Raw genomic sequence first — 24,598 nt, forward strand, 5'->3', positions numbered from 1 at the left:
CGGTTACGCGGGCACGGACGAGTCGGTGGGTTCGGCGGGGGCGGTGGCCTCGGGGTCCCGGGGCAGGGCGCCGATGGCGTCGACCCGCCGCCGCAGGGTGAGCCGGTCCAGGGACGCCAGGGGTAGGTTCACGAACAGGGCGATGCGGTTGTACAGCATGCGGAAGGTGTCGTTGAACACGGCGGCCGTGGCGGCGTCCGTTCCCGCGAAGGCGGCGGGATCGGGCACACCCCAGTGGGCCGTGATGGGTTGGCCCGGCCACACCGGACAGGGCTCGCCGGCCGCGTCGTCGCAGACGGTGAACACGAAATCCATCGCCGGCGCGTCCGGCTGGCCGAACACGTCCCAGCTCTTCGGGTGCAGGGCGTCCACCGGCAGGTTGGCGCGGCGCAGCACCGACAGGGCGTGTGGATGGACGGTGTCGCGCGGGTGGGAGCCGGCGGAGAACGCGCGGAATTGGCCCTTGCCCTCGCGGCTCAAAATGGCCTCGGCCATCTGGCTGCGGGCCGAATTGCCGCGGCACAGGAACAGGACGGTCAGGGGGGGCTCTCGGTCCGGTGCGCGCATGGTGGTCTCTCCCGTAGTGGAGGGGACGAACGGGTTGGGGGCGAACGGGGAAGGCGCGGGCGGATGGGCGCCCGGCATCGCGGCCGGACAGAACCCCGTCATGACACCGTGCCCGAGGGCTTCCAGAGCCGGGAGACTGGCCACGTAGAACAGCGTGCGGCCTTCGCGGCGGCTTTCGACCAGCCCCGCCGTGCGCATCTGGGTCAGGTGAAAGGACATGGTCGAGGGCGCCACGTCGCACCGGCGGGCCAGGTCGCCGGCCGGCACACCCTTGGCCCCGGCCCGCACCAGCGCCTGAAGAGCGCGGATGCGGGGTTCGGCGGCCAGGGCGGCCATCATATCGGCCATCAGCGTCGGGTTCATGTTTCGACTATGATCGAAACGACCGGCGCCGTCCACTCTATTTCTATGAAACTCGAAATATGAAGCGCGCGGTGCCGGCGCCGAGGTGCCGGCGACCAAAATCAGGCGGTTCGGGTCAGGCGGCCAGGGAGAGGGCCCTGGGGCCCGCCGTCTCGGCGACGGTGGCCATGGTCTTCGTCAGGGTCGCGCGCTCGGTCTCGGTCAGCGGCAGCAGCGGCGCGCGCACCGGGCCACCGACCCAACCGCGCAGGTCCATCATGGCCTTGGTGGTCTGCGGCTGTCCGAAGGCGCGGCACAGCTCGCGCAGCGGGAACCACACCTGGTTCAGGGACCGGGCGGTGTCGAACTGCCCCGACACCAGCGCCTTGTAAGTCCCTTGGATGATCTCGGGCAGGGCGCAGCTGTTGGTCGAGCTGAAGCCGTCGAAGCCGGTAGCGATGGGGCCGAGCATGGCCAGATCGGACGCCGCCAGAACGCGGATCTTGCCGCCCACGCGGCCGACGATGCGGTCCACCGTCGTGGGGTTCAGGTCGCCCTGCTTCAGCGCGACCACGCCGGGGATGTCGGACAGCGCCTCGATCAGCGACGGCGACAGGGTGATCCCGATCCCAGGCGCGTTGTAGATCATGATGCCGATCTTGGAGTGCGTGGCCATCTGCTTGAAATACGCCTGGATGTGGCCTTCGGTCACTTCGGAGACATAGGGCGCCGTGACCATCGGCAGCCCGCCCAGATCGGAGGCCAGGGTGGTCAAGTCGCGGCAGACGCGGGGATCGGAGGCGGCGGAGCAGAGCAGCAGTGGCACCCGGTCTCCGGCGATGTCCACGGCCGTGCGGAACAGGTCCGCGCGCTCCTCGGTGGTCATGGCGGGGAATTCGCCGTAGGTGCCGCCGATCAGCACGCCATCGAAGCCCATGCCGATGACGCGCTCCATGTTGGTCGCCAGGGCCTCCTTGTTCAGCGCGCCGTCGGCGGTGAAGGGCGTCACGCAGATGTTGAACAGGCCCTTGGAGCGCTCAAAGGCTTCGTCGGTGGTCTTCATGGCACATCAGTCCTTGCGAGAGGGGGAAGGGGAGGCCGCCGCGAGGTCGGCGCGCCGTTGGGCGCGGACGCGGGCGGCCTGAAGTAGGGTCGTGAAGGCGGGATGGGGGCGGTGTGGCGACCCGGTCAGTTCCGGGTGGCCCTGGATGCCCAGGAAGAAGGGATGGCCCGGCCGGTCCACCACATCGACGACGGTGCTGTCTTCGCCCAGCGCGGACAGGGCCAGCCCCGCCGCCCGCAACGGGTCCCACAGCGCCGGCGCGAGGTGGTAGCGATGGTGCATGCGTTCGGCCCCCTGGGCGTCCTGGTAGACCCGTTCGGTCAGGCCGCCCGGCTGGACGCGGAAGGTGCGCCGCCCCAGGCGGTGCCACGGGTGCTTCTGCGCGTTCCGCAAGGTGACGAAGGTCCGGGGGTCGGCGTCGGGAGCGACCTCCTCCAGGTGCGCGCCGGGGTAGCCCAAGCGCGCGCGGACAAAGGCCGTGACCATGGTCTGCATGCCGAAGCAACAGCCCAGGATCGGGGTTCCGGTGGCCAGGGCCGCGCCCGCGAGGGCGATCTGGCCGTCGACCTGGCTGTTGTCGCAGCCACCGGGCAGTACGATGGCGTCGGCGGTGCGGGCCAGCGCCTCGGCGTCGGGGACCGTCAGCCCCCGCGGCGAGGCGATCCACGGTTCCAGCGCGAGGCCGAGCCGGTCGCCGGCATCGCCCAGGCTGGCGGTCACCGCGGGATAGACGGTGGTCAGGTGCGGGGCCTCGCCGACCACCAGCACACGCGGCGGCGGTGACGCCGGAGCGGGCGGCCGGGCGGGGACCTCGGGCCGGCCCAGCGGCCCCAGGTCCCCGATGGCGGCGTCGGTGTCCGCCTCGATCCGATGGAAGCGTCCGAAGCCGTCGCGCCGCCAGGTTCCCAGGCGCGGGGCGCCCTTCGGTGGCAGGGCGGCCGGCACGCGGGCAGGGTCCAGCCGGACGGCGTCCAGGTGGTCCTCATGCACCACGACCCGCACATGGATGGCCGGGCCGTTCCACCGCGCGGCAAGACGGCTTCGCAGGTCGGGCGGGATCGGGCCGGTGGGCTGGAAGACCACCGCCGGGCCGACCGGGATGGTGTCCGGATCGCCGATGTCCAGGGCGGGGTGGGCGGTCAGGCCGGCCAGACGCTCCGGCCAGAGCCACAGCGCGTCCATCAACCGCTCACCGGTGATGGGAACGTGCTGGCATCCGCCCGGTCCGGGCCCCGGGCCCGACCGAAGGCGCCGGATCGGCAGCGGGACCGTCATCCAGGCCTGAACGAACGCATGCAGCGCGGCGGCAACCACGCCGCCATCCGCGCGCTCCGACAGCGCGCGGGCAGGGAGGCCGGGACCCGGGACATGGTCCAGCAGGATCAAGGGCGGTGTCATCATGGGACGATCCGGTCAGATCACCCGCAGATCGCGGGGGATGGTGCCCAGGGCGCGGTAACCGTCCTCGGTCACCACAACGGTTTCGCTGACGCCGACCGTATAGGCGCCGTACAGCCGCAGGGCGGGTGGAACATGGAAGACCATGCCGGGCTTCAGCTCGGTCTTGATGCCCGTAAACAGGCTGGCCACCTGCCACTCGCCCCAATCGGGGGCGAAGGAGATGCCGACGCTGTAGCCCGTGCGCTTGCGGTAGGCGTCGGTGTAGCCCGCCGCGTCGATCACCGCCTGCGCGGCCTCGTGCACCTGTTCGCAGGTGTTGCCCGGCTTCATGGCGCCCAGGGCGGCGTCGAGCGCGCGCTGGCAGGCGTCCATCATGCGCAGGGCGTCGTCCGGCGGGGTGCCCAGCCAGGCGGAACGCATCAGAACGGCATGATAGCGATCGTGGCAGGCGGCCATTTCCAAGAACACCGGATCCCCGGCCTCGAACCGGCGCCGCTTCCAGGTGCCATGCGGCACGCCGCTGCGCGGGCCGCTGGAGGCCAGAGGCTCCATGCCCAGGTATTCCGAACCGGCACGCACGGCCGCTTCCAGCATGGCGGCGACCATGTCGTTTTCCGTCGCGCCCGCCGTGATGGCGTCGTAGCCCGCCGCGATGCCCGCGTCCACATAGCGGGCGGCCTGGGCGATCTTCGCCACCTCTTCCGGGGATTTCACCGCGCGCAGGCTTTCGATCACGCCGGCCGCGTCCACCATGTCCCCGAGCGTGCCCTGAAGGGTCTCGTAGACGCCGATCGGCAGGAACCAGCCCCGTTTGTCGATGCCGACCTTGCCGGTGGGGCCGGCGGCCTTCCGGGTGATGTCGCTCAGCAGGGCCAGCGGATCGTCGCCGTCGCCATAGGCCACGAGATCGTCGAGGTAGGTGTTGGCGCGACAGTTCATCGATTCCAACTGGCGGACGATGAACCGGGGCTCGCCGCTCACCGGCAGCACCAGGGCCTGGAAGGTGTAGTAGCCCGGGGTCTGCTGGCCCGTCAGATAGAAGATGTTCTCCGGTCCGGTCACGACCATCACATCAATACCGCGCGCCGCCAGGGCGGCACGGGCGGCGGTGACGCGGCCGTCGAACACGGCGCGGGAAAAGGCGGCTTCCTGACCCAGGTGGACAGCGGGGGCGCCGGTCATGGTGTAACCTCCAGAATGGGAGTGAGGGCGGGCAGGGACAGCGTCAGGCCGAGGCCAGGGCCGGACGGCAGGCGGACGCGGCCGTCGCCGCCGTCGTAATCCAGGCCGTCTGGGCCGTCGTCGTTCGGGCCGTCGTCGTTCGCGGTGTGGGCGGGGTCGTCGATCAGGCCGTCGGCGCCGTAGAGTTCGTTGCCGTGGGTGCCCAGGGCCACGGCGCAGTGGGCGATGGCGGCGGTGGCGAGGGCGCCCTCGTTCATCTGACCGACCATGACCCGGATTCCGGCGGCTTTCAGGGCGCGGGCGGCGGCGATCAGGGGCCGGATGCCGCCGGTCTTCACCAGCTTCAGGTGACCGGCCAGACCGGTTTCGCCCTCGTCTCCCAGGGCGGCGAGTCGCTCGACGTCCGGCCACGATCCGAGGGATTCGTCCAGCATGATCGGGAGCGAATGGGGCTTGGCGCGTTCGGCGAGGGTCCGCAGCCCGGCCCAGTCGTTCGCGGGCAGGGGCTGTTCCAGATAGTCCAGCCCCACTTCGCCCAGGGCGGGAAGGGCCGCGGTGGCCGTCTCCCGGTTCCATTGGCCGTTGGCATCGGCGGAGAGGGCGACGCGCGGGCCGAAGGCCTCCCGTAGCGCGCGCAGGCGGGCCAGATCGTGCGCCAGCGGGGCGACGCCCACGCGCAGCTTCAGTGTGGTGAACCCGCGCGCCACATAGGCGCTGGCCCGCTCCATCAGCGTGGCGTCGTCGCACCAGAACAGAGTCTGATTGGTCTCGGCGGCGGCCCGCCCGGTTGGAGCGTCAGCCGGGTCTTTTACGCCGGCCAGCAGGGCATGCAGGGGCACGCCGGCGCGCCGGGCCACCCAGTCATGCAGGGTCTGGTCCAGCAGGGCGCGAACCAGCGCCGGCGCGGTGGTGTCGGCGTGGACGTGGTCGAGCAGAGCCTCGGGCGGCGCGGACCAGTCGAGGGCCGGGAGGAACGCGCCCACCTCCGCCATCACCCGCGCGGGATCAAGGCCGCTCAGGTACGCGATGTTGATCCGAATTCCGCCCACGCCAAGGGGCTCGCCGCGCCGCTCCAGCACCAAGTACAGCTCCTCCAGCCCCGTGACGGGGCCGGAGGACGCGGTGTGCAGAACCCGGTCGGGCGCGTAATGCAGGCATGCCTTGAACACGCGAACGCGGGTGGGCGTCATGCCCCGACGCTCCGCATCATGCGCAAGGCCACGTCCCGATAGATCAGGCTGGCGGACACGAACTCGTTGATGGGCACGTACTCGTTCGGCTTGTGCGCGATGGCGAGCGACCCGGGCCCGATGACGGTGCCCTGCGCGCCCAGGGAGCGGAAGTGGACCAGATCGCAGCCGCCCTGGAAGCCGCCGGGCTCGTTGTTCGTCACGCCGTGGGCGTGGCCCGCGTCCAGCGAGGCCTGGACGATGGGATGGGACCGGTCGGTCTCGGTGGCGGCGCCGGTGGTGGGCTGATAGCCGACGATCTCCGCCCGCACGCCGAATTCGGCGCGGGCGGTGTCGAGCAGCGCCTGGAACTCGCGCTTGACGGCCTCTTCGTCCTCGCCAGGAACCATGCGGCGATCGAGCATGAACTCGCAGGCGTCCGGGACGATGTTGTCGGCCAGGCCGCCCTTGACCCGCACGATGGTCAGGCTGGCGTTGCCGACCAGCGGGTGGCAGCGCTTGCAGATGTGGGTGTGGTGGTGATCCTCCAGCAGGCCCATCAGCCGGGCCGCCTTGAAGATGGCGTTCTCGCCCAGATCGGGTGTGCCGGAGTGGGCGGTCTCGCCATGCACCCGGACGATCGGGCGCAAACTGCCCTTATGCGCGGTCACGGTGCCGTTGGAGGTCGGCTCCCCGATCACCACCAGATCGACCGGCGGCTTGTCTTTGGCCACCAGGTGCTTGGCGCCCCGGCTTTCGGTTTCCTCGTCGGCGACGAAGGCGGCCATCAGCGTGCCCGACCAGGACGCGCGATCGGCGGCCAGCATGTGCATGGCCTCGATCATGGCGACGATCGGCCCCTTGGCGTCGCAGGCGCCGCGGCCGTACAGGCGGCCGTCGCGCTCGTGCAGGCGGAACGGGTCGGTGGTCCATTGTCCCCCCGCCGGCACCACGTCGATGTGCGAGTTGAAGGCGAAGGTGGGACCGGACCCGTTCGACAGGGTGGCGATCACGTTACTCCGCCCCGGCATGAACTCGTCGCGCCGCGTTTCAAAACCGGCCTCGGCCAGCAGCGTATCGAGATAGGCTGCCGCCTCCACCTCGCGTCCGGGCGGGTTCTCGGTATTGAACGACACCAGGGTTTCCAGGGAAGACGTCATGCGGTCCGGATTGGGCGTGGTCGACATGGGGGCTGCCTTAACGGGAGGGAGGTGGGGACGGGGGCCGGCCGTCATGGACCGACGGCCTGGGGCGGTCAGTGCAGAATCTGGTCCAGGAACGCGCGCGTGCGGGGGCTGCCCGTGCCGGAGAAGAACTGTTCGGTGGGCCGTGCCTCGACGACCTCGCCCTGCTCCATGAACACGATCTGATCGGCGGCGCGCCGGGCGAAGGCCAACTCGTGGGTGACGCAGATCGAGGTCATGCCGCCCTGGCTGAGCTCGGTCATGACGTCCAGCACCTCGCGGATCATTTCCGGGTCCAGGGCGGAGGTCGGCTCGTCGTACAGCATCGCCATGGGGTCCATGGCCAGGGCGCGGGCGATGGCTACCCGCTGCTGCTGGCCGCCGGACAACTCGTCCGGATAGGAGTCTGCCTTGTCGGGAATGCGCACCTTTTCCAGCAGCGCGAGGGCGCGGTCGTGGGCCTCCAGGCGCGGTACGCCCTTCACCTTCATGGGCGCCAGCATGATGTTCTCGACGGCGGACAGGTGCTGGAACAGCTCGAAGTTCTGGAACACCATCGCGACCTGCCGGCGAATACGGTAGGCGTCGCGAACGACCGTGCCGATTTCCTGATTGTTGAACAGGATGGAGCCCTCGTTGATCGGCTCCAGCAGGTTCAGGCAGCGCAGCAGGGTGGATTTGCCCGATCCAGACGGCCCGATGAGAACGGTGGTCGAGCCGGTCGGCACCGTCAGGTCGATGCTCTTGAGGGCCTGAAACGTCCCGAAGGACTTGTACAGGCTTCGCACCTGATACAGCAGCGGCGCGCTGGCCTTGGCCGATCCGGGGGGCACGGTGGTCGCGGGCGCGGTGGCGGCATGGGTCATGGCGGGTCTCCCCTCAGGCGCCGGTGTTGGCGGTCATGCCCAGCAGCCGCTGGGTCAGGCTTTTGCCCTTGGTCGCGCCGGCGTTGCCCCGGCGCGGATTCACCTTTCGCTCCAGCCAAGACTGGCCGAACATGAACAGGGTGGTCATGGCCAGGTAGAACACCCCGGCGGCGGTCAGCGCCTCGAAATAGCGGAAGTTGGCGCTGGCGGTCTGGTTGGCGGTCAGCAGCAGATCCTCGACGCCGATCACGGAGACCAGGGCGGACAGCTTCAGCATGCCCAGGAACTGGTTGCCGATCGGCGGAATGACCGTGCGCAGGGCCTGGGGCAGCACGATATGGCGCATCACCTGCCAGTTCTTCATGCCGAGCGACCGTCCGGCGGTGCGCTGCCCCTTGCCTACGGCTTCGATGCCCGAGCGGAAGATTTCGGCAATGTAGGCCGCTTCGTTCAGGGCCAGCGCCAGAACGGCGCTGGTGAACCCGGAAAACAGGATGCCCATGGCGGGCAGAACGTTGAAAATAAAGATGATCTGGAACAGGACCGGCGTTCCCCGAAACAGCCACAGATAGGCCACGATGAGAACGTTGAGCCCGGGGCGGTTCCATTCCTGGCCCAGGGCGATGAGCAAGCCGATCAGCATGCCCCACGCCATGGACACCAGGGTAATCATCAAGGTCATGCCCGCCGCGTGCAGGAAGGACGCGGAAACCAGGTAGTCAAGTATGAGGTCCGGGGAGTCGAACATGGTGGCGCTCTCCTTGGCATCCCGGTGGGCGTCGCGCGACGGGACCGGAGCGGACCGGGCCGATGGGCCGAGTCCGTCCGGCGTGACCCGGCCGGTCTACTTCAGCAGCAGCGCTGCGCTGTCCGGCAGCATGTACCTGTCGAGCAGGGCGGCGTAGGAGCCGTCGGCGACGAGGGCGTCGAGCGCCGCCTGAATGGCGGTCGCGGTATCGGTCTCGCCCTTGCGCACGGCGATGCCGACGCGGGTGTTGGCCTCGAAGCTCTCGCCCACGCGCTCGAAGACGCCGGGCAGCTCGGCCATCAGCTTCGCCGTGCCGGGGGTGGAGTTGTAGAACACGTCGGCGCGGCCGGAACGGACGGACAGGGCCGAGTCCTGGGCGGTCGGCAGCGTGATCACGGTGACCTCGTCCCGGCCTTCCTCGGCGCAGCGCGCGGCGTCGGCGCGGGCGTAGGATTCCTGAATGCCGCCCAGGGTCACGGCGATGCGCGACCCGCAGACATCCTCACGGCCGGTAACCCCCGTGGGGTTGCCGGCGCGCACCACGACCTCGTTGCCGACGGTGAGGTAGGGCACGAAGTCGACCTGCTCGGCCCGCTCTTCGTTCATGTACATCGCGGAGTTGATGATATCGATCCGCTTGCCCTGAAGTGCGGGGATCAGGCCCTGGAACTCCATGTTCAGGGGCTCCGTGACCAGGCCCATCTTGGCCGCCAGCAACTCGCCGAGTTCAATGTCCAGACCAACCAGTTTGGTGCCATCCTTGTACTCGAAGGGGGCGAAGGTGGCGGCGACGCCGTAGGTCAACGTGCCGTCCTGGGCCAGGGAGGCGGGGGGCGGAACCTCTGCCGCATGCGCGACCGCGGTGGAGCACAGAAGGGCGAAACCCAGGGGCGCGAAGGCTTTGATCATGTCGCGTCGTCTCCAACAATCGAGGGGAGGGGGGGACATCGTGTCCGGTACGGTCCGCGAAAAACCTGATCAGCGTTGTTTTTTATGCTACGGTTCGTACAAACAGGGTGTCAATAGGCTTGCCGTCCCCCACCAAACCCGACGTATTCGCTAGGACAATGAGGATGAGACGAGGTCCGTCTGAGAAAACAACCGCAAAACAACGCGGCGAGACGACCGGGCCGCCGACACCCGAGCGTGGGCACGGCCGACGTCAGGTTGATATGGCGCAACGTATTCTCGCCTTCATTCGTCAGGAATCCCTTGAGCAGGGCGCGCCATTGCGGGAGCTGAAACTCGCCGAACACTTTGGCGTGTCGCGCACGCCGATTCGCAACGCGCTGAAGCTGCTTGAGGAAGAAGGCGTGGTGCGAATCGAGCCGAACGTCGGGACCTTCGTGGCGCTGTCGGCCGATGACCTGCGCGGGGTCTCCCTGGTGTTGCCGCCGTCGGAAGACGACCAGCTCTATCTGCGCATTTCCGAGGATCGCCTGTCCGGCCGCCTGCCGGAGCGGGTGACGCAGGTGGAGATCCAGCGGCTGTACGACCTCGACCGCTTGACCACTGAACGGGTGCTCGGCCGCATGGCCGAGGAAGGGCTCATGGTGCGCAACACCGGGCAGGGGTGGTCGTTCCTGCCCACCCTGGACAGCCACCGCGCCCGCCGGGCGAGTTACCAGTTGCGCCGCGCCATCGAGCCGGCGGCTATCCTGGTGCCGGAGTTCAAGCCCGATCGGCAGGCCCTGGCCGGACTCCGGCGCGAGCACGAGGCCCTGTTGGAGTGCGAGCGGCGGGGGGAGCGAATCTCCGGCCCCGAGCTGTACCGCATTGACGCCCTGTTCCACGAAACCATCGTCGAGTTCTCGGGCAATCCCTTGTTCGTGCAGGCGATCCAGCAGCAGAACCGCATGCGGCGTATGCTGGAACACCGGGGCAACGAGAACCGCCGCCGGGTCAGTTCCTGGTGTCAGGAGCATCTCGGGATCATCGCGGCGCTGGAGCACGGGTTTGTTCAGGAGGCCTCGTTCCTTCTGACCATCCATCTCGACCGCGCCAACTCGGCGGCGGCGGAGATCCCGGCGTCGGACTCGGATTCGGACTCCGGCGCCGCAGCCTGACGGGGCCGCGGCGCCGGGGCTTCGCTCGGGCGGATCGACGGTGTTACGCGGCGTCGGCTCGGGCGATCCGGGTGCAGGCCGCCGTGATGCGCGTGCAGGCCTCGTCCAGAAGGGCGTCGTCGACCGCGTAGGCGATCCGCAGGTAGGGCCCGAGGCCGAAGGCCGAGCCAGGCACCACACCCACCTTGGCCTCCCGCGCCAGATAGGCCGCGAGGTCCGTGTCCGTTTCCAGCGTGTGGCCGTCGGGCGTCGTGCCGCCCATCAGGCCGGCGCAGTTGACGTAGACATAGAAGGCGCCGTCCGGAACCGGGCAGCGCAGGCCGGGACAAACGTTCAGGGCGGTCAGCACGTGGTCCCGGCGGCGCCGCAGGATGGTCAGGCGCTCCTCCAGGAAATCGAGCGATCCGGTCAGGGCGACGCGGGCGGCCTCCTGGCTCATGGCCGCGGGGTTGGAGGTGCTTTGCGACTGGATGACCCGCATGGCGTCGATCAGCCAGCGCGGTCCGGCGGCGTAGCCGATGCGCCAGCCGGTCATCGAATAGGCCTTGGACACGCCGTTCACGGTCAGGATCCGGTCGGCCAAATCGGGGCGCACCGCCGCCGGCGTGGCGAAGGTGCCCGCGAACACCATGTGCTCGTAGATGTCATCGGCCATGATCATCACCTTCGGCCAGGGTGCGATGACCGCCAGCAGGGCGGCGAGCTCCTCGGCCGAATAGACGGCGCCGGTGGGGTTGTTGGGCGAATTGAGGATGATCCAGCGGGTCCGCTCGGTCAGGGCGGAGGCCAGGGCGTCCGGGGTCAGCTTGAAGCCGGTGTCCTCGGTCGCCGGCAGGATGACCGGCGTGCCTTCCGCCAGATGCACCATGTCGGGGTAGGAGACCCAGTAAGGGGCTGGGACAATCACCTCGTCGCCCACGCCCACCGTCGCCAGCAGGGCGTTGAACAGGATCTGCTTGCCGCCCACGCCAGCCAGCACCTGTTCAAGGCCGAAGGTCAGGCCGTTCTCCCGCTGGAACTTTGCAACGATCGCGCCGCGCAGCCGTTCGGTGCCGCCAACGGCGGTGTAGCGGGTGTCGCCACGTTCGATGGCGGCGATGCCCGCGGCCTTGGCGTGGTCCGGGGTTTCGAAGTCCAGTTCGCCTTCGCCCAGATTGATGACGGACTCGCCGCGGGCGACCATCTGCCGCATGAGGTCGGACACGGCGGCGGTTGGCGATTCACGCAGCTTGCCCATACGGGGCGCGAGGCGGGGGGCCAAGTGGGCGGTCGGGGCCATGGGGCACTCCTCAGACTGTCAGGGAGAACGTCGGGACCTCCTAGTGTATTTTTTTCATCCGAAAAAACAATAGAATCCCGCCGTTCTGCCCCAGGACCGATGCCGTTCTCGGGCGGTTCAGGCATAGGTGCACCCCTGGCGCGCCCTGCTGTGCCGCGCGCCGCCCCGTGATGTGTTGGCGATGTCGTGATGTGTTGGGGAAGGGGCAGTGGTGCGGAGGCCGCGCCATCCCCTCCGTGGGATCACGTCCTTGCGACCGGCCCGCGCCGCGGCGGCCGCCCAGGGCAGGCGCTGCCACGCACGGCCCGCCCCGGGGATCTCGATCCCGCCAAACGCTCTCTGTCTTTGCTCGTCGAGCACACCGCCCCCCTTTTGGGGGCGATGCGTTTCCGATTCCTCGGGATTTGGATTAGGCGTCGCCCATCAGTCGCGGCAGCCAGCCCTCGTGGGCGTCGCACAGGGTGGCGAGCGGAACCGAAACCCCGCCCAGCGTAAGAGCGTTCCCGCCCGTGGACCCTATCCGGCGGGCCACGGAGCCCAGATCCGAAAGCACGGCCGCCGCGTCCGCCTCGGGAACGGCCACGATATAGCGCCCCTGATCCTCGCCGAACAGGGCGGCAGGCGTGTCGGTCACGCCGTCCAGGGTGGCGCCGATGCCACCGGCCAGCGCCATTTCGGCGATCGCGACCAACAGGCCGCCGTCCGAGACGTCGTGGCAGGTGGTCACACGGCCGCTCTGGATCAGGCCGCGCACGGTATCGCCGACGCGACGCTCCTCGGCCAGATCGACGGGCGGCGGCGCGCCGTCTTCACGGCCGGCGATCTCGCGCAGGTACAGGGTCCGGCCGAGGCACTCGGCATCGCCCGCCGGACCGCCGATCAAGAGGATCGCGTCGCCTTCGGCCTTGAAGGCCACCGTCGCCATGCGGTCGAGGTCGTCGAGCACGCCGACGCCCCCGATGGTGGGGGTGGGCGGGATGGCCTGCCCCTCGGTCTCGTTGTAGAGGCTGACGTTGCCGGACACGACCGGGAAATCGAGCGCGAGACAGGCTGCGGAGATGCCCTGACAGGCGCCCACGAACTGGCCCATGATGCGCGGCTTCTCGGGGTTGCCGAAGTTCATGTTGTCGGTGATGGCCAACGGCCGGGCGCCGACGGCGGTCAGGTTGCGCCACGCCTCCACCACGGCCTGGGTGCCGCCGAGCACGGGGTCGGCGCTGCCGTAGCGCGGGGTGCAGTCGGTGGTCATGGCGAGGCCGCGGTCTGTCAGGCCTGCGGGCCCATGGATGCGCACCACGGCCGCGTCACCACCGGGGCGCTGCACGGTGTCGCCCATGACCATGTGGTCGTACTGCTCCCAGATCCAGCGCCGGCTGGCCAGATCGGGCGAGCCCATCAGGGTCACCAGCGCTTCGGTCCAAGGTACGGTCGGCACGCTGGCGGGGTCCACGGGCGCTGGGGCCGGGGAGGGCTCCCACGGGCGGTCGTACTCGGGCGCCGCCTCGGCCAGCGGGTCGATGGGCAGGTCGGCGACGGTGTCGCCGTGCCATGTCAGCACCATGCGGCCGGTGTCGGTCAGGCGACCGATCACGGCGAAATCGAGGCCCCATTTGCGGAAGATGGCTTCGGCCACCGGCTCCTTGCCGGGCTCCAGCACCATCAGCATGCGCTCCTGGCTTTCGGAGAGCATGAGTTCATAGGGCGTCATGCCCTCTTCGCGCATCGGCACGGTGTCCAGCGCCAGCTCGACGCCCAGCCCGCCCTTCGACGCCATTTCGAACGACGACGAGGTCAGGCCCGCCGCGCCCATGTCCTGGATGGCGACGATGACGTCGGTGTCCATCAGCTCCAGGCAGGCCTCGATCAGCAGCTTTTCGGTGAACGGGTCGCCGACCTGGACGGTGGGGCGTTTTTCCTCGGAGTCGGCGTTGAACTCGGCGGAGGCCATGGTCGCGCCGTGGATGCCGTCGCGTCCGGTCTTGGAGCCGACATAGACCACCGGGTTTCCGATGCCGCTGGCCTTGGAATAGAAAATCCGGTCCGCCGGGGCGATGCCCACGGTCATGGCGTTGACCAGGATGTTGCCGTTGTAGCCGGGGTGGAAGTTCACCTCGCCGCCCACGGTCGGCACGCCCACGCAGTTGCCGTAGCCGCCGATGCCCGACACCACGCCCGCGATCAGGTGGCGCGTCTTCGGGTGGTCCGGCGCACCGAAGCGCAGCGCGTTCAGGTTGGCCACCGGCCGCGCGCCCATGGTGAACACGTCGCGCAAGATGCCCCCGACCCCGGTCGCGGCCCCCTGATAGGGCTCGATGAAGCTGGGGTGGTTGTGGCTTTCCATCTTGAAGACAGCGGTCAGGCCGTCGCCGATGTCGACGATGCCGGCGTTCTCGCCCGGGCCCTGGATCACCCAGGGCGCCGTGGTCGGCAGCGTCTTCAGCCACTTCTTGGAGGATTTGTAGGAGCAGTGCTCCGACCACATGACCGAGAAGATGCCCAACTCGGTGATGTTCGGCTCCCGGCCGAGGATCTCCAGGACGCGGGCGTATTCCTCGGCGTTCAGGCCATGCTCGGCGATGACGGCGGGGGTGATCTCGACGGCGGTCACGAGAGCGCCTCCATCAGCGAGGCAAAGATGGGCTGGCCGTCGGTGCCGCCCAGGCGGGGATCGGCCAGCCGTTCGGGGTGGGGCATCAGGCCCAGCACGTTGCGCTCCTCCGACAGAATGCCGGCGATGTTGTCCAGCGAGCCGTTCGGGTTGGCGTCGTCCGTCACTTTGCCGGCCGGGGTGCAGTAGCGGAAGGCGATACGGTCCTCGTCCTCCAGCGCGCAGTGCGTGGCTAGATCGGCCACGTAGTTGCCGTCGTGGTGCGCGATGGGAATGCGCGCCACCTGGGCCGGAGCGTAATGCCCGGTGAAGATCGAATCCGTGGTTTCGACCCGCAGATAGACGTCCCGGCAGATGTAGTGCAGAGAGCGATTGCGCATCAGCGCGCCGGGCAGCAGGCCGGCCTCGCACAGCACCTGGAAGCCGTTGCAAATGCCCAGGACCGCGCGGCCCTTGGCGGCGGCGGTGCGCACGCCGGCCATGGCGGCGGAGCGGGCGGCCATGGCGCCGCTGCGCAGGTAGTCGCCGTAGGAGAACCCACCCGGAATGACGATCAGGTCCAGGTCCTCGGGCAGATCGGCGTCCGCGTGCCAGTGCATCAGCGGCGGGCGTCCGGTGGTACGCTCCAGGCTGACGGCCACGTCGCGGTCGCAGTTGGAGCCAGGGAAGACGATGACGGCGGCTTTCACGGTGGGTTCCCTTGCGACGGAAGGCCTGACTGCCGTCCGGGCGAGGCCCCTCCCCGGAGGAGGGTGGGGGCGTGGCGCGCGACGCGCGGACGACGCTGGGGGCGGGAGCGGTGGGCGGCACGGACGTCCGGGCGTCGAACGTCCGGGGCAGGCCTACCCTTCCAGTTCGACGCGGTAGGTTTCGATGACCGAATTGACCAGCAACTGGCGGCACATCTCGTCGACGCGGGCCTGGGCGGCGCTGGTGTCGCCGTCCTCCAGGTCCAACTCGATGACCTTGCCTTGTCGGGCGTCCTTCACGCCGTCGAAGCCAAGGGCCTGGAGCGCCTGGGCGATCGCCTTGCCCTGGGGGTCGAGCACGCCGGATTTCAGAGTGACATGAACGCGCGCCTTCACGGGGCGGATCCTCCTTGTTCGACGCCCGGGGTTCGATCCCCGGGGGCGGGCTGCGGCGGAGAGGCCGGCGGGGCCGGGTCTGCCCAGCGCAACAGTCGCGGTGAAACGGTCGCGGTGAAACGGTCGGGCGAGGCGGACCCACCGGCCAGGTCGGTCCGCTGGCCGGGTTACTGAACGGTCGAGGGACCGGGCATGTCGCGCGGCCCACCCTCGGGCAGGATGCCGAGTCGGCGGGCGACCTCCTGGTAGGCTTCCTCGACGCCGCCCATGTCGCGGCGGAACCGGTCCTTGTCCAGGCGGTCGTTGGTTTTGACGTCCCACAGGCGGCAGTTGTCGGGGCTGATCTCGTCGGCGAGGACCAGAGTCATCTCGTCGGTCTGGTCGTCGTAGACGCGGCCGAACTCCAGCTTGAAGTCGACGAGCTTGAGGCCGATCCCGAGGAACAGGCCCGACAGATAGTCGTTGACCCGCAGAGACAGGCTCATGATCTCGTCCAGGTCCTGGATCGAGGCCCAGCCGAAGGCGGTGATGTGCTCCTCGGTGACCATCGGGTCGCCCAGTTCGTCGCTCTTATAATAGTACTCGACGATGGAGCGGGGCAGCACCGTCCCGTCCTGGATGCCGAATCGCTTCGACAGCGAGCCGGCGGCGATGTTGCGAACCACCACCTCGATCGGGATGATCTCAACCTCGCGCACCAACTGTTCCCGCATGTTCAGCCGGCGGATGAAGTGCGTCGGCACACCGATCTCCGCCAACCGCAGCATCAGATACTCGCTGATGCGGTTGTTCAGGACCCCCTTGCCGGTAATGGTGCCCTTCTTCTGATTGTTGAAGGCGGTGGCGTCATCCTTGAAATACTGAACAAGGGTACCGGGTTCCGGTCCTTCGAACAGGACCTTGGCCTTGCCTTCATAGATTTGTCTGCGTCGGGCCATCGGCTTCGTCTTGAGGGTTGAGGATCGGGCGGGCGAAAAAATTGAAACCACGCCCGTCGCGAGAGGCGGGGTGCGCGGCCGGCGCACCATAGCGCGGGCCGCTCGCCGGTGAAAGGTGGATTGTGCCCCGCTTCAGGATCCGGGTGCTGTGTCCCGGAGCGGGATGGGATCCTGGCGGGCCGGCCGGGTCCCCGTCGCGGCCTCCATCGGCCCGAACGATCCGACTCCGCGTCGTTTCGATCAAGCACCCGAGAGGTCCCCGCCGGGCCGGATACGCCGCGGCGGTGCGTGGGTTACGCCTTCGCGGGGGCGGTCTTAGTGGTCTTTGGTTTCTTCGGGGTCTTGGAGCCCGTCACCGCATCCGGGGCCGGCCGCGTTCCGGCCGCCGGGTCGGGCAACACGCCCTGAACACCGGTTCCCGGCCCGAAGTAGTCCGTCACGCCCTGCGCCAACGCGAAGCAGGCCAGCCGGACGGTTTTCGGGATGTCGATGCTGTCGCCATCGCGCTCGCCCTTTTCGTAGTACTGGACCACGCGGCGCTTCAGGCCAAGCGCCTCGGCGGCCTCCTTCTGGGACATGCGCATGACGCCCTTGCGCCAGTGCTTGAAGTCCTTCGGGGTCACGACGTGGCGTCTCCTCAATGGTGGTAGGCGCCGACCGTTTTGCGGTACGGCAGTGTATGACAGTATTATGATGCTGTCATGACGCCCAACATTTTGCGTCATACCAGCCGGCGCGGCGGTTCGGCAATCCTGACGGAAGGGATCCCGAACAGAAGGCATACGTCCGTCGTGCGTGCGCTGCGGTCCAGGACCCAGCCGGAGGCCGTTCGAAAGAATGAGGCGCCTAGTTCGTTCGCGCACAATGTGTCAACAAAGCATGACGGTCCGATGCGCGCCTTCTGCCAACCCGTTTTGCTGGTAATCTGGGACTGTCAGTGGGGTGCGCTTCCGCTCTGGCGCTGGACCGGTTGGTGACCGTTCCGATGGGGCCGTACAGGCTTGGTCGGCATGGGGCCGCCGTCCTGGGGCAGGGTGAGGGAGCGTATCGTGGTGGCCCCGATGGTGGTTGGACCGGGACGGGGGGACGGTGACAAGACGGCCCCCGGTGACCACCCGGCAGCGGGTGGTGTCCTCTGCATCCCTGACCTGGACAGACTTTTCAGGGCGTTCGGCTTTGGCGGAGCGCCCTTTTTTTGCTCTCGGATCGCCGTCTCAGCGGCGCGTCCGACCGGGTGTCGAGACAGTTTCATCCCATCCCTCCATCGGCTAAGGTCTCGCCGGGCGCGCGCCGGGGGCTTTGGCAGCGCGTCCGCGCCTCAGATCGATCCGGCGCACAAAAAACGATGTCAGCACGCATGACACAACAAAGACGGATATCAGGGGAGGGCACATTCATGGTCAAGCGCTTGTCCCACGCCTTAATGGTGGCCGGCGTGGTCGGCGCCGCGGTTGGGCTGGCCGCGTCGGCGGACGCACAGGAGGATCCCATCCGCGTCGGCTCGTTCCTGGCGGTGACCGGCCCGGCGTCGTTCCTGGGCGATCCCGAACTGAAGACGCTGGAGATGTACATTGACCGCATCAACGGCGCCGGCGGCCTGCTCGGCCGTCCGCTGGAGCTGATCCACTACGACACCGGCGCGGACGCCAACACGGCGCGCACCTTCGTCAAGCGCCTGCTGGACGAGGACGAGGTGGACGTCATCCTGGGCGGCTCCGCGACCGGCACCACGATGGCGGTGATTCCGCTGGTGGAACGGGCCGAAATTCCCTTTGTGTCCTTCTCGGGCGGGGTGGTCGTCATCGACCCCGTCAAGCCGTGGGTGTTCAAAACCCCGCACACCGACCGCATGGCCTGCGGCAAGATTTTCGAGGATCTGCAAAAGCGCGGTTTGACCAAGGTCGGCCTGATCTCCGGCACCGGGGGCTTTGGCAAATCCATGCACGAACAGTGCGTTGATGTGGCGCCCGACTACGCGATCGAGATTGTCGCCGACGAAACCTACGCGCCTTCGGACACCGACATGGTCGCCCAGCTCACCAAGATCAAAAACACCGAGGGGCTGCAGGCCGTGGTGAACCCGGGGTTCGGCCAGGGTCCGGCGATCGTCACCAAGAATTTCACCCAGCTTGGCTTTGACGTGCCGCTGTATGAGTCGCACGGTGTCGCCTCGAAGAAGTACATTGAACTGGCCGGCGAGGCCGCCGAGGGCGTTCGCCTTCCCGCGTCCGCGCTGCTCGTGGCCGAGAGGCTGCCCCTGGACGACCCGCAGCGGCCGGTCGTGGTGGGCTACAAGACCACCTACGAGGCCGTGCACGGTCCGGGATCGGTCTCCACCTTCGGCGGCCATGCCTACGACGGCCTGATGATGTACAAGGCGGCGGTCGAGGCCGCCGGTACCACCGAGCCCGCCGCCGTGCGCGACGCGCTGGAGTCGCTGAGCGGCTTCATGGGCACGGCCGGCCGCGTCACCATGAGCGCCGATGATCACATGGGCCTGGATCTGACCGCCTTCCGGATGCTGGAAATCCGGGACGGCGATTGGGTCCTGGTGGAGTAACGGGGCGACCGGCGGCGCCCGGGGGATCTCCTCCGCGCCGCCGGTCGGTCCGTATCCCGTCGCGGGGGACCCGTCGTCCGCCCTGTCGACGCCGCCACCCACGCGAAGACGGAACCCGTCCATGCCCCCCGTCCTAGTCGAGTTGCTTCAGTTTCTGTTCTCCGGCCTGGCCAGTGGCGCGATCTACGCCCTCGTGGCGCTCGGGTTCGCGCTGATCTACAACGCCAGCCACATCATCAACTTCGCTCAGGGCGAGTTCGTCATGCTGGGCGGCATGGTCACCTGGGTCCTGCTGAGCCAGGGGATCGACCTACCCCTGGCGATCCTAGGCGCGGTCGCAGTGACCATGGTGGCGGGATTGGCGCTGGAGAAGCTGGCGATCGAGCGCGCCCGCGACGCGAACGTGGTGACGCTCATCATCATCACCGTCGGCGCCGGCATCTTCTTGCGCGGGCTGACGAGCGTGACGCTGGGCAAGGATCTGCACGCCCTGCCGGCGTTCTCCGGCAACGCCCCGATCGATATCGCCGGGGCGACGCTGATGCCGCAAAGCCTGTGGATCCTTGGGGTGACGGCGGCCATCGTCGTGGCGCTGCACGTCTTCTTTCATTACACCGTGGTGGGCAAGGCGATCCTGGCGGCCAGCCATAACCCGCTGGCGGCCCGGCTCGTCGGCATCAACGTGAACGTCGTCCTGCTGCTCAGCTTCGGCCTGTCGGCGCTGCTGGGCGCGGTGGCGGGCATTCTGATCGCGCCGATCACGGCGACCCACTTCGAGGTCGGCATCATGCTGGGCCTGAAGGGCTTTGCCGCCGCCATCCTGGGCGGGTTGGGCAGCGGCCCCGGTGCCATCGTCGGCGGGCTGCTTCTGGGCGTGATCGAAAGCCTGGGCGCGGGTTACATCTCCTCCGATTACAAGGACGCGATCGCCTTCGTCGTCATCCTGGGTGTGCTGTTCCTGATGCCGCGCGGTCTGTTCGGCAAACGGGGCACAGAGCGGGTATAGACGGGGCGGGACCGAACGACATGGCCACTATCAAACCTTCGGGCTACAGCAAGCACCGCAAGAAGCAGACCTACACGCGCCGCCTGGGCACCCGGGCGACCCCGATGCAGATGCTGTTTTCGGAGCGTGTCGGGGGCATGGGCGCGCTGATCCTGGTGATCGCATGCCTGCCGCTGCTGCTGTCCAACAACTATCAGTACGACGTCGCCATCACCATGGGCATCAACGCCATCGTGGTGGTGGGGCTGAACCTGCTCGTCGGTTACGCCGGGCAGGTCAGCCTCGGGCACGCCGGGTTCTTCGCGCTCGGGGCCTATGCCTCGGCGATCCTGACCACGCGCTACGGCTTGCACGGCGCGCTGGCTCTGCCGGCGGGCGCGCTGGGGGTGGGCGTGTTGGCCTACCTGATCGCGCGGCCGATCCTGCGCCTGTCCGGGCATTATCTCGCCATGGCGACGCTCGGCGTCGGGGTCATCATCCACATCGTCCTCGACCGGGAGGCTTGGCTGACCGGCGGCCCGGACGGCATGTACGTGCCGACCATCGAGGTCGCGGGTGTGCCGCTGTACGGTGGCGCGATCTGGTACTGGATCGTGGCCGCCGTGCTGATCCTGACGGTCTGGCTGGCGCTGAACCTGATCGACAGCCCCATCGGCCGGGCGCTGCGCGGGCTGCACGGCGCCGAGGTGGCCGCCGAGGTCGCGGGCGTCGACACCACGCACTACAAGGTGATGGTGTTCGTGATCTCCGCCGTCCTGGCGTCGGTGGCGGGCAGCCTGTCGGCGCACTTCTCGGAGTTCGTGACGCCCGATTCCGCGAGCTTTTTCCACTCGATCCTGTTCGTCACCATGGTGGTGTTTGGCGGCATGGCCTCGACCTTCGGGGCGCTGATCGGCGCGGCCCTGCTGACGCTGCTGCCCCAGCTTCTGGCGGATTTTTCCGGGTATGAACAGATGATCCTCGGCCTCATCATGATGCTGGTCATGATCGTCATGCCGCGCGGGCTGCTGCCGACGCTGGTCGGGCTGGCGCGACGCCGCCAGCGGGAGGCGCGGTCATGAGCCTGCTGCGCGTGGAGGGGCTGGGCATCCACTTCGGGGGTGTTCAGGCCATTGAGGATCTCGATTTCACCATCGAGGCCGGAACGATCCATTCCATCATCGGCCCCAACGGAGCCGGCAAGACCACGCTGTTCAACCTGATCACCGGGGTCTACCGGCCCAGCGCCGGCACGATCCTGCTGGACGACACGCCGATCGCCGGCCGCAAGCCGCACGATTTGGCGCGCATGGGCCTGTCCCGCACGTTCCAGAACCTGCGCATCATGATGAACATGAGCGCGCTGGACAACGTGATGGTGGGCCGGCACCTGCACCTGAACCGCAATCTGCTGGCCTGCCTGCTGCGGCTGCCGCCCGTCACACGCGGGGATCGGGCAGCCCGCAAGCTGTGCACGGAGCTGATGGACCTCGTGGGGCTGTCGGCCTATCGCGACGCGGACGCCGGGTCGCTGCCGTACGGGGCCCTGAAGCGGCTGGAGATCGCCCGCGCGCTGGCCGCCGAGCCGCGCCTGCTGCTGCTGGACGAACCGGCCGCCGGCCTGAACGCCCAGGAGACCCGCGAGATCGACGAGGTCATCGTGAAGGTGGCGCGCTCAGGCGTGACCGTGGTTTTGGTCGAGCACGACATGAAGCTGGTGATGGGCCTGTCCGATCACATCCTCGTGCTGGATCACGGCCGCACGCTGGCCGAGGGCACGCCGGAGGCGGTGCGCAACAATCCCGCCGTGGTCGCCGCCTATCTGGGCACGGTGTAAGGGGGACGCCATGCTCGATATCGAAGGACTTACCAGCCACTACGGCCGTATCCAGGCGCTCGACGGGGTCGACCTGACGGTGGGGGAGGGCGAACTGGTCGCCCTGGTCGGCGCCAACGGGGCCGGCAAGACCACGTTGCTCCGCTGCGTCTCCGGCGTGCAGCCGGTCACCGGCGGGCGCGTGCTGTTCGAGGGCAAGGACATCACCCGGGCCTCCCCGCACACGCGCGTGGCGCTCGGCATCGCGCAGGTGCCGGAGGGCCGACAGATGTTCGGCCCGCTGTCGGTGGAGGACAACCTGCGGCTTGGCGCCGTGCGGCGCAAGGGGCCGAAGGTCGCCGATGACCTGGAGCGGATGTACGAGCGCTTCCCGATCCTGAAGGAGAAGCGGCGCCAGCCGGCCGGCACGCTCTCCGGCGGGCAGCAGCAGATGCTGGCGATCTGCCGGGCGCTGATGTCGCATCCGCGCCTGCTGCTGCTGGACGAGCCGTCGATGGGGCTGGCGCCTCTGCTGGTGCGGGAGATCTTCGACACCGTGGCACGGCTCAAGGAGCAGCGCACCACGCTGCTGCTTGTGGAGCAGAACGCCCATGCGGCGTTGGGGATCGCCGATCGCGGCTATGTGCTGGAGACGGGCCGCATGGTCCTGACCGACACCGGCCCGCGCCTGCTGTCCAACGACCGCGTCAAAGAGGCTTATTTGGGACTCTGACGGGGCGGGGCGGGTAGTTGGGCCACCGGGCGCGGGCCCGGCGCGCCAGCAGGCCAAGCGCGATATCCACGTTGATGTCGATCATGGCGGCGATGTCGTCCGCGTCCAGGTCCTCCGGCGCGGACCGTGTGGCGTGGGTCATGTACGCGCAGACCTGCAGCAGGTCGTCGCGCGTGCCATCGGGTGCCTTCGTCGGGTCCGGCGGCGCGGGGGACCGGGCCTGCGCCTGGATGCGATCCCATAGCCGGCGGTTCAGCGCCAGCGCGACCTCAAGATCGTCGGGATCGCCAGACTCGCGTGCGCCAGTCAGGGCAATCGCCGCCTGGGCCAGGGCGGTGACATCGTCCCCAGCCGTGGACGGTGACCGATCAAAAGACATCGTGGCAGGACTCCTCGCGCGGCGGTCCCGGTGGGGACCGAGGCCTCGCTTTTTTCGGGCCGGGCTTTGATTGGGGGCGGGCTTTGATTGGGGGCGGGGCTGGCCGCTGCCGGTCGCCTCCCGTGGTGACGCGCGCATGGTACGGGGTGCCCGTGTCACGGCCTATCCTGGCAAAGGGAGGACAGGCGTAGGGCATAGGCGAACGGTCTGCGCGAGGGGCGGCCTATGCCGGTCGTTATAGCGCGCCATGCGTGTCGTCGCGCCAACGGGCGGTGTGCGGTGCAGCGGGGCGGGGTTGATTTGCGGCCCGCCGCTCCCCATTCCAGAAGTCTGACCCTCCGACTCTCAGGAGCCCCCCATGACCACGACGTCTCTATTCGAGCCGTATCGGCTCGGACCCCTTCCCCTGTCCAATCGCATCGCCATGGCGCCGCTGACCCGCAACCGGGCGCAGGCGGGCCTGGTGCCCGGTCCGCTCACGGCGACGTACTACGCGCAGCGCGCGACGGCCGGCCTGCTCATTGCCGAGGCCACGCAGGTCTCGCCGCAGGGCCAGGGGTACCAAGACACCCCGGGGCTGTACACCGACGCCCAGGTCGCCGGCTGGCGCGTCGTGACCGACGCCGTGCACGCGGCCGGCGGGCGCATTTTCGTGCAGCTCTGGCACGTCGGCCGCATCTCGCACGTCAGCCTGCAGCCGGGCGGCGCCGCGCCGGTGGCGCCGTCGGCCATCCGTGCCGAGGCCAAGACCTTCGCCGGCGGCGCATTCGTCGACGTGTCGGAGCCGCGCGCGCTGGAGGCGGAGGAGATCCCCGGCATTGTCGCCGACTTCCGTCAGGCCGCCGCCAACGCCATCGCCGCCGGCTTCGACGGGGTGGAGATCCACGCCGCCAACGGCTATCTGTTGGACCAGTTCCTCAAGGACGGCGCCAACCAGCGCACGGATGCGTACGGCGGGTCGATCGCCAACCGCACGCGCCTGACCCTGGAGGTCGCCGAGGCCGTGTCCGCAGAGATCGGCGCGGAGCGGACGGGTATCCGGATTGCGCCGGTCACCCCCGCGAACGGGATTTCGGACAGCGACCCGCAGCCGCTGTTCGAGCACCTCGTAGAGGGGCTGGATGCCCTGAACCTCGTCTATCTGCATGTGATCGAGGGGGCGACCGGCGGGGCGCGCGACATTGCGCCGTTCGACTACGCGGCCCTGCGCCGCCGGTTCCGGAACACCTACATCGGCAACAACGGCTACGACGGGGCGATGGCGCAGGAGGCCGTGGCGGACGGGCGCGTCGACATGGTGGCGTTCGGCCGGCCGTTCATCGCCAACCCCGATCTGGTCACCCGCTTGCAGACGGGCGCATCGCTGGCCGCGCTGGACCGGGATACGCTGTACGGCGGCGGGGCCAAGGGCTACACGGACTATCCAGCCCTGGCCGACGATGGGGATTGCGTGCCGGCTTGATGACGTCCGGATGCCGTCGGGCGGGCCGCAGCCCCCCCCCCCCCCCCCGACGGGGGGAGGAGGCCGGCGGGGTCCAATCCGGATACATAGGTAACAGAACAGACCGGAGACATGGGTAACAGGTCGTCAAGATGGTCGCGGAGGTGCGGCCATGGTTTGGAAAGA

The 24,598-nt window shown here is 68.7% G+C and carries 23 protein-coding genes; 7 read left to right on the plus strand and 16 right to left on the minus strand.

Annotation, left to right across the window (positions count from 1 at the left end; all coding sequences use genetic code 11):
• Window positions 1-3: 3 nt before the first annotated feature.
• The 9 genes from GGD82_RS09295 to GGD82_RS09335 all read right to left on the minus strand — a co-directional run bounded on the left by GGD82_RS09295 (window position 4) and on the right by GGD82_RS09335 (window position 9,431).
• Window positions 4-930, minus strand: coding sequence for a metalloregulator ArsR/SmtB family transcription factor (locus GGD82_RS09295; RefSeq protein ID WP_150061204.1), 927 nt, complete (start codon window positions 928-930; stop codon window positions 4-6).
• Window positions 931-1,045: 115 nt separating this feature from the next.
• Window positions 1,046-1,972, minus strand: coding sequence for a dihydrodipicolinate synthase family protein (locus GGD82_RS09300; protein WP_150061203.1), 927 nt, complete (start codon window positions 1,970-1,972; stop codon window positions 1,046-1,048).
• Between the two features lie 6 nt (window positions 1,973-1,978).
• Window positions 1,979-3,373 (minus strand): glutamine amidotransferase-related protein, encoded by a 1,395-nt coding sequence (locus GGD82_RS09305; protein ID WP_150061202.1) that lies wholly within the window; start codon window positions 3,371-3,373, stop codon window positions 1,979-1,981.
• Window positions 3,374-3,385: 12 nt separating this feature from the next.
• Window positions 3,386-4,555: a M24 family metallopeptidase gene (locus GGD82_RS09310; RefSeq protein ID WP_150061201.1), complete on the minus strand. Its 1,170-nt coding sequence runs from the start codon at window positions 4,553-4,555 to the stop codon at window positions 3,386-3,388.
• Window positions 4,552-5,745, minus strand: a complete 1,194-nt coding sequence (locus GGD82_RS09315) for a mandelate racemase/muconate lactonizing enzyme family protein (RefSeq protein WP_150061200.1) — start codon at window positions 5,743-5,745, stop codon at window positions 4,552-4,554. The genes GGD82_RS09310 and GGD82_RS09315 overlap by 4 nt, the downstream gene beginning before the upstream one ends.
• Window positions 5,742-6,911 (minus strand): M20 family metallopeptidase, encoded by a 1,170-nt coding sequence (locus GGD82_RS09320; RefSeq protein WP_211364698.1) that lies wholly within the window; start codon window positions 6,909-6,911, stop codon window positions 5,742-5,744. The genes GGD82_RS09315 and GGD82_RS09320 overlap by 4 nt, the downstream gene beginning before the upstream one ends.
• A gap of 68 nt (window positions 6,912-6,979) precedes the next feature.
• On the minus strand, window positions 6,980-7,774 hold the full coding sequence (locus GGD82_RS09325; RefSeq protein WP_170284166.1) for an amino acid ABC transporter ATP-binding protein: 795 nt from the start codon (window positions 7,772-7,774) through the stop codon (window positions 6,980-6,982).
• A gap of 13 nt (window positions 7,775-7,787) precedes the next feature.
• Complete coding sequence (locus tag GGD82_RS09330) at window positions 7,788-8,522, minus strand: amino acid ABC transporter permease (protein WP_150061199.1); 735 nt, start codon at window positions 8,520-8,522, stop codon at window positions 7,788-7,790.
• Between the two features lie 96 nt (window positions 8,523-8,618).
• Window positions 8,619-9,431, minus strand: coding sequence for an ABC transporter substrate-binding protein (locus tag GGD82_RS09335; protein WP_150061198.1), 813 nt, complete (start codon window positions 9,429-9,431; stop codon window positions 8,619-8,621).
• 263 nt (window positions 9,432-9,694) lie between these two features.
• Here GGD82_RS09335 and GGD82_RS09340 point away from each other — a divergent pair, with 263 nt between their 5' ends.
• Entirely contained in the window at window positions 9,695-10,588 is an 894-nt protein-coding gene (locus GGD82_RS09340) for a GntR family transcriptional regulator (protein WP_184013257.1), read from the plus strand.
• A gap of 43 nt (window positions 10,589-10,631) precedes the next feature.
• On the opposite strand, the gene GGD82_RS09345 is transcribed toward GGD82_RS09340, so the two are convergent.
• The 6 genes from GGD82_RS09345 to GGD82_RS20810 form a co-directional block, all read right to left on the minus strand.
• On the minus strand, window positions 10,632-11,867 hold the full coding sequence (locus GGD82_RS09345) for a pyridoxal phosphate-dependent aminotransferase (protein ID WP_211364697.1): 1,236 nt from the start codon (window positions 11,865-11,867) through the stop codon (window positions 10,632-10,634).
• Between the two features lie 409 nt (window positions 11,868-12,276).
• Window positions 12,277-14,475 (minus strand): phosphoribosylformylglycinamidine synthase subunit PurL, encoded by a 2,199-nt coding sequence (purL, locus tag GGD82_RS09350; protein ID WP_150061196.1) that lies wholly within the window; start codon window positions 14,473-14,475, stop codon window positions 12,277-12,279.
• The gene (gene purQ, locus GGD82_RS09355) at window positions 14,472-15,164 is read right to left on the minus strand and encodes a phosphoribosylformylglycinamidine synthase subunit PurQ (protein ID WP_150061195.1); all 693 of its coding nucleotides are present in this window, start codon (window positions 15,162-15,164) and stop codon (window positions 14,472-14,474) included. Before purQ ends, purL begins: the two co-directional genes overlap by 4 nt.
• Window positions 15,165-15,317: 153 nt before the next feature.
• Entirely contained in the window at window positions 15,318-15,560 is a 243-nt protein-coding gene (purS, locus tag GGD82_RS09360) for a phosphoribosylformylglycinamidine synthase subunit PurS (protein ID WP_150061194.1), read from the minus strand.
• Between the two features lie 167 nt (window positions 15,561-15,727).
• On the minus strand, window positions 15,728-16,498 hold the full coding sequence (gene purC / locus GGD82_RS09365; RefSeq protein WP_150061193.1) for a phosphoribosylaminoimidazolesuccinocarboxamide synthase: 771 nt from the start codon (window positions 16,496-16,498) through the stop codon (window positions 15,728-15,730).
• 293 nt (window positions 16,499-16,791) lie between these two features.
• Window positions 16,792-17,121 carry a helix-turn-helix domain-containing protein gene (locus GGD82_RS20810; RefSeq protein ID WP_211364696.1) on the minus strand — a complete coding sequence of 110 codons (330 nt, stop codon included), beginning with the start codon at window positions 17,119-17,121 and terminating at the stop codon, window positions 16,792-16,794.
• A gap of 773 nt (window positions 17,122-17,894) precedes the next feature.
• On the opposite strand from GGD82_RS20810, the gene GGD82_RS09375 reads away from it, so the two are divergent.
• From GGD82_RS09375 to GGD82_RS09395, 5 genes are all read left to right on the plus strand, one after another.
• Window positions 17,895-19,058, plus strand: a complete 1,164-nt coding sequence (locus tag GGD82_RS09375) for an ABC transporter substrate-binding protein (RefSeq protein WP_150061192.1) — start codon at window positions 17,895-17,897, stop codon at window positions 19,056-19,058.
• Window positions 19,059-19,179: 121 nt separating this feature from the next.
• Window positions 19,180-20,064, plus strand: coding sequence for a branched-chain amino acid ABC transporter permease (locus GGD82_RS09380; protein ID WP_150061191.1), 885 nt, complete (start codon window positions 19,180-19,182; stop codon window positions 20,062-20,064).
• 20 nt (window positions 20,065-20,084) lie between these two features.
• Window positions 20,085-21,125, plus strand: a complete 1,041-nt coding sequence (locus GGD82_RS09385; RefSeq protein WP_311731934.1) for a branched-chain amino acid ABC transporter permease — start codon at window positions 20,085-20,087, stop codon at window positions 21,123-21,125.
• Window positions 21,122-21,880, plus strand: coding sequence for an ABC transporter ATP-binding protein (locus GGD82_RS09390; protein ID WP_150061190.1), 759 nt, complete (start codon window positions 21,122-21,124; stop codon window positions 21,878-21,880). The genes GGD82_RS09385 and GGD82_RS09390 overlap by 4 nt, the downstream gene beginning before the upstream one ends.
• Before the next feature lie 10 nt (window positions 21,881-21,890).
• On the plus strand, window positions 21,891-22,592 hold the full coding sequence (locus GGD82_RS09395; protein ID WP_150061189.1) for an ABC transporter ATP-binding protein: 702 nt from the start codon (window positions 21,891-21,893) through the stop codon (window positions 22,590-22,592).
• On the opposite strand, the gene GGD82_RS09400 is transcribed toward GGD82_RS09395, so the two are convergent.
• Window positions 22,567-22,971, minus strand: a complete 405-nt coding sequence (locus tag GGD82_RS09400; protein WP_170284165.1) for a flagellar biosynthesis regulator FlaF — start codon at window positions 22,969-22,971, stop codon at window positions 22,567-22,569. The two genes, GGD82_RS09395 and GGD82_RS09400, sit on opposite strands and share 26 nt — an antisense overlap.
• A 358-nt stretch (window positions 22,972-23,329) precedes the next feature.
• On the opposite strand from GGD82_RS09400, the gene GGD82_RS09405 reads away from it, so the two are divergent.
• A complete protein-coding gene (locus GGD82_RS09405) occupies window positions 23,330-24,433 on the plus strand; it encodes an alkene reductase (protein WP_150061187.1) in 1,104 nt (367 codons plus the stop codon).
• The last annotated feature ends 165 nt before the right edge of the window (window positions 24,434-24,598 follow it).

Origin of the sequence: Roseospira marina, assembly GCF_014197855.1 — a bacterium.
GTDB lineage: Bacteria > Pseudomonadota > Alphaproteobacteria > Rhodospirillales > Rhodospirillaceae > Rhodospira > Rhodospira marina.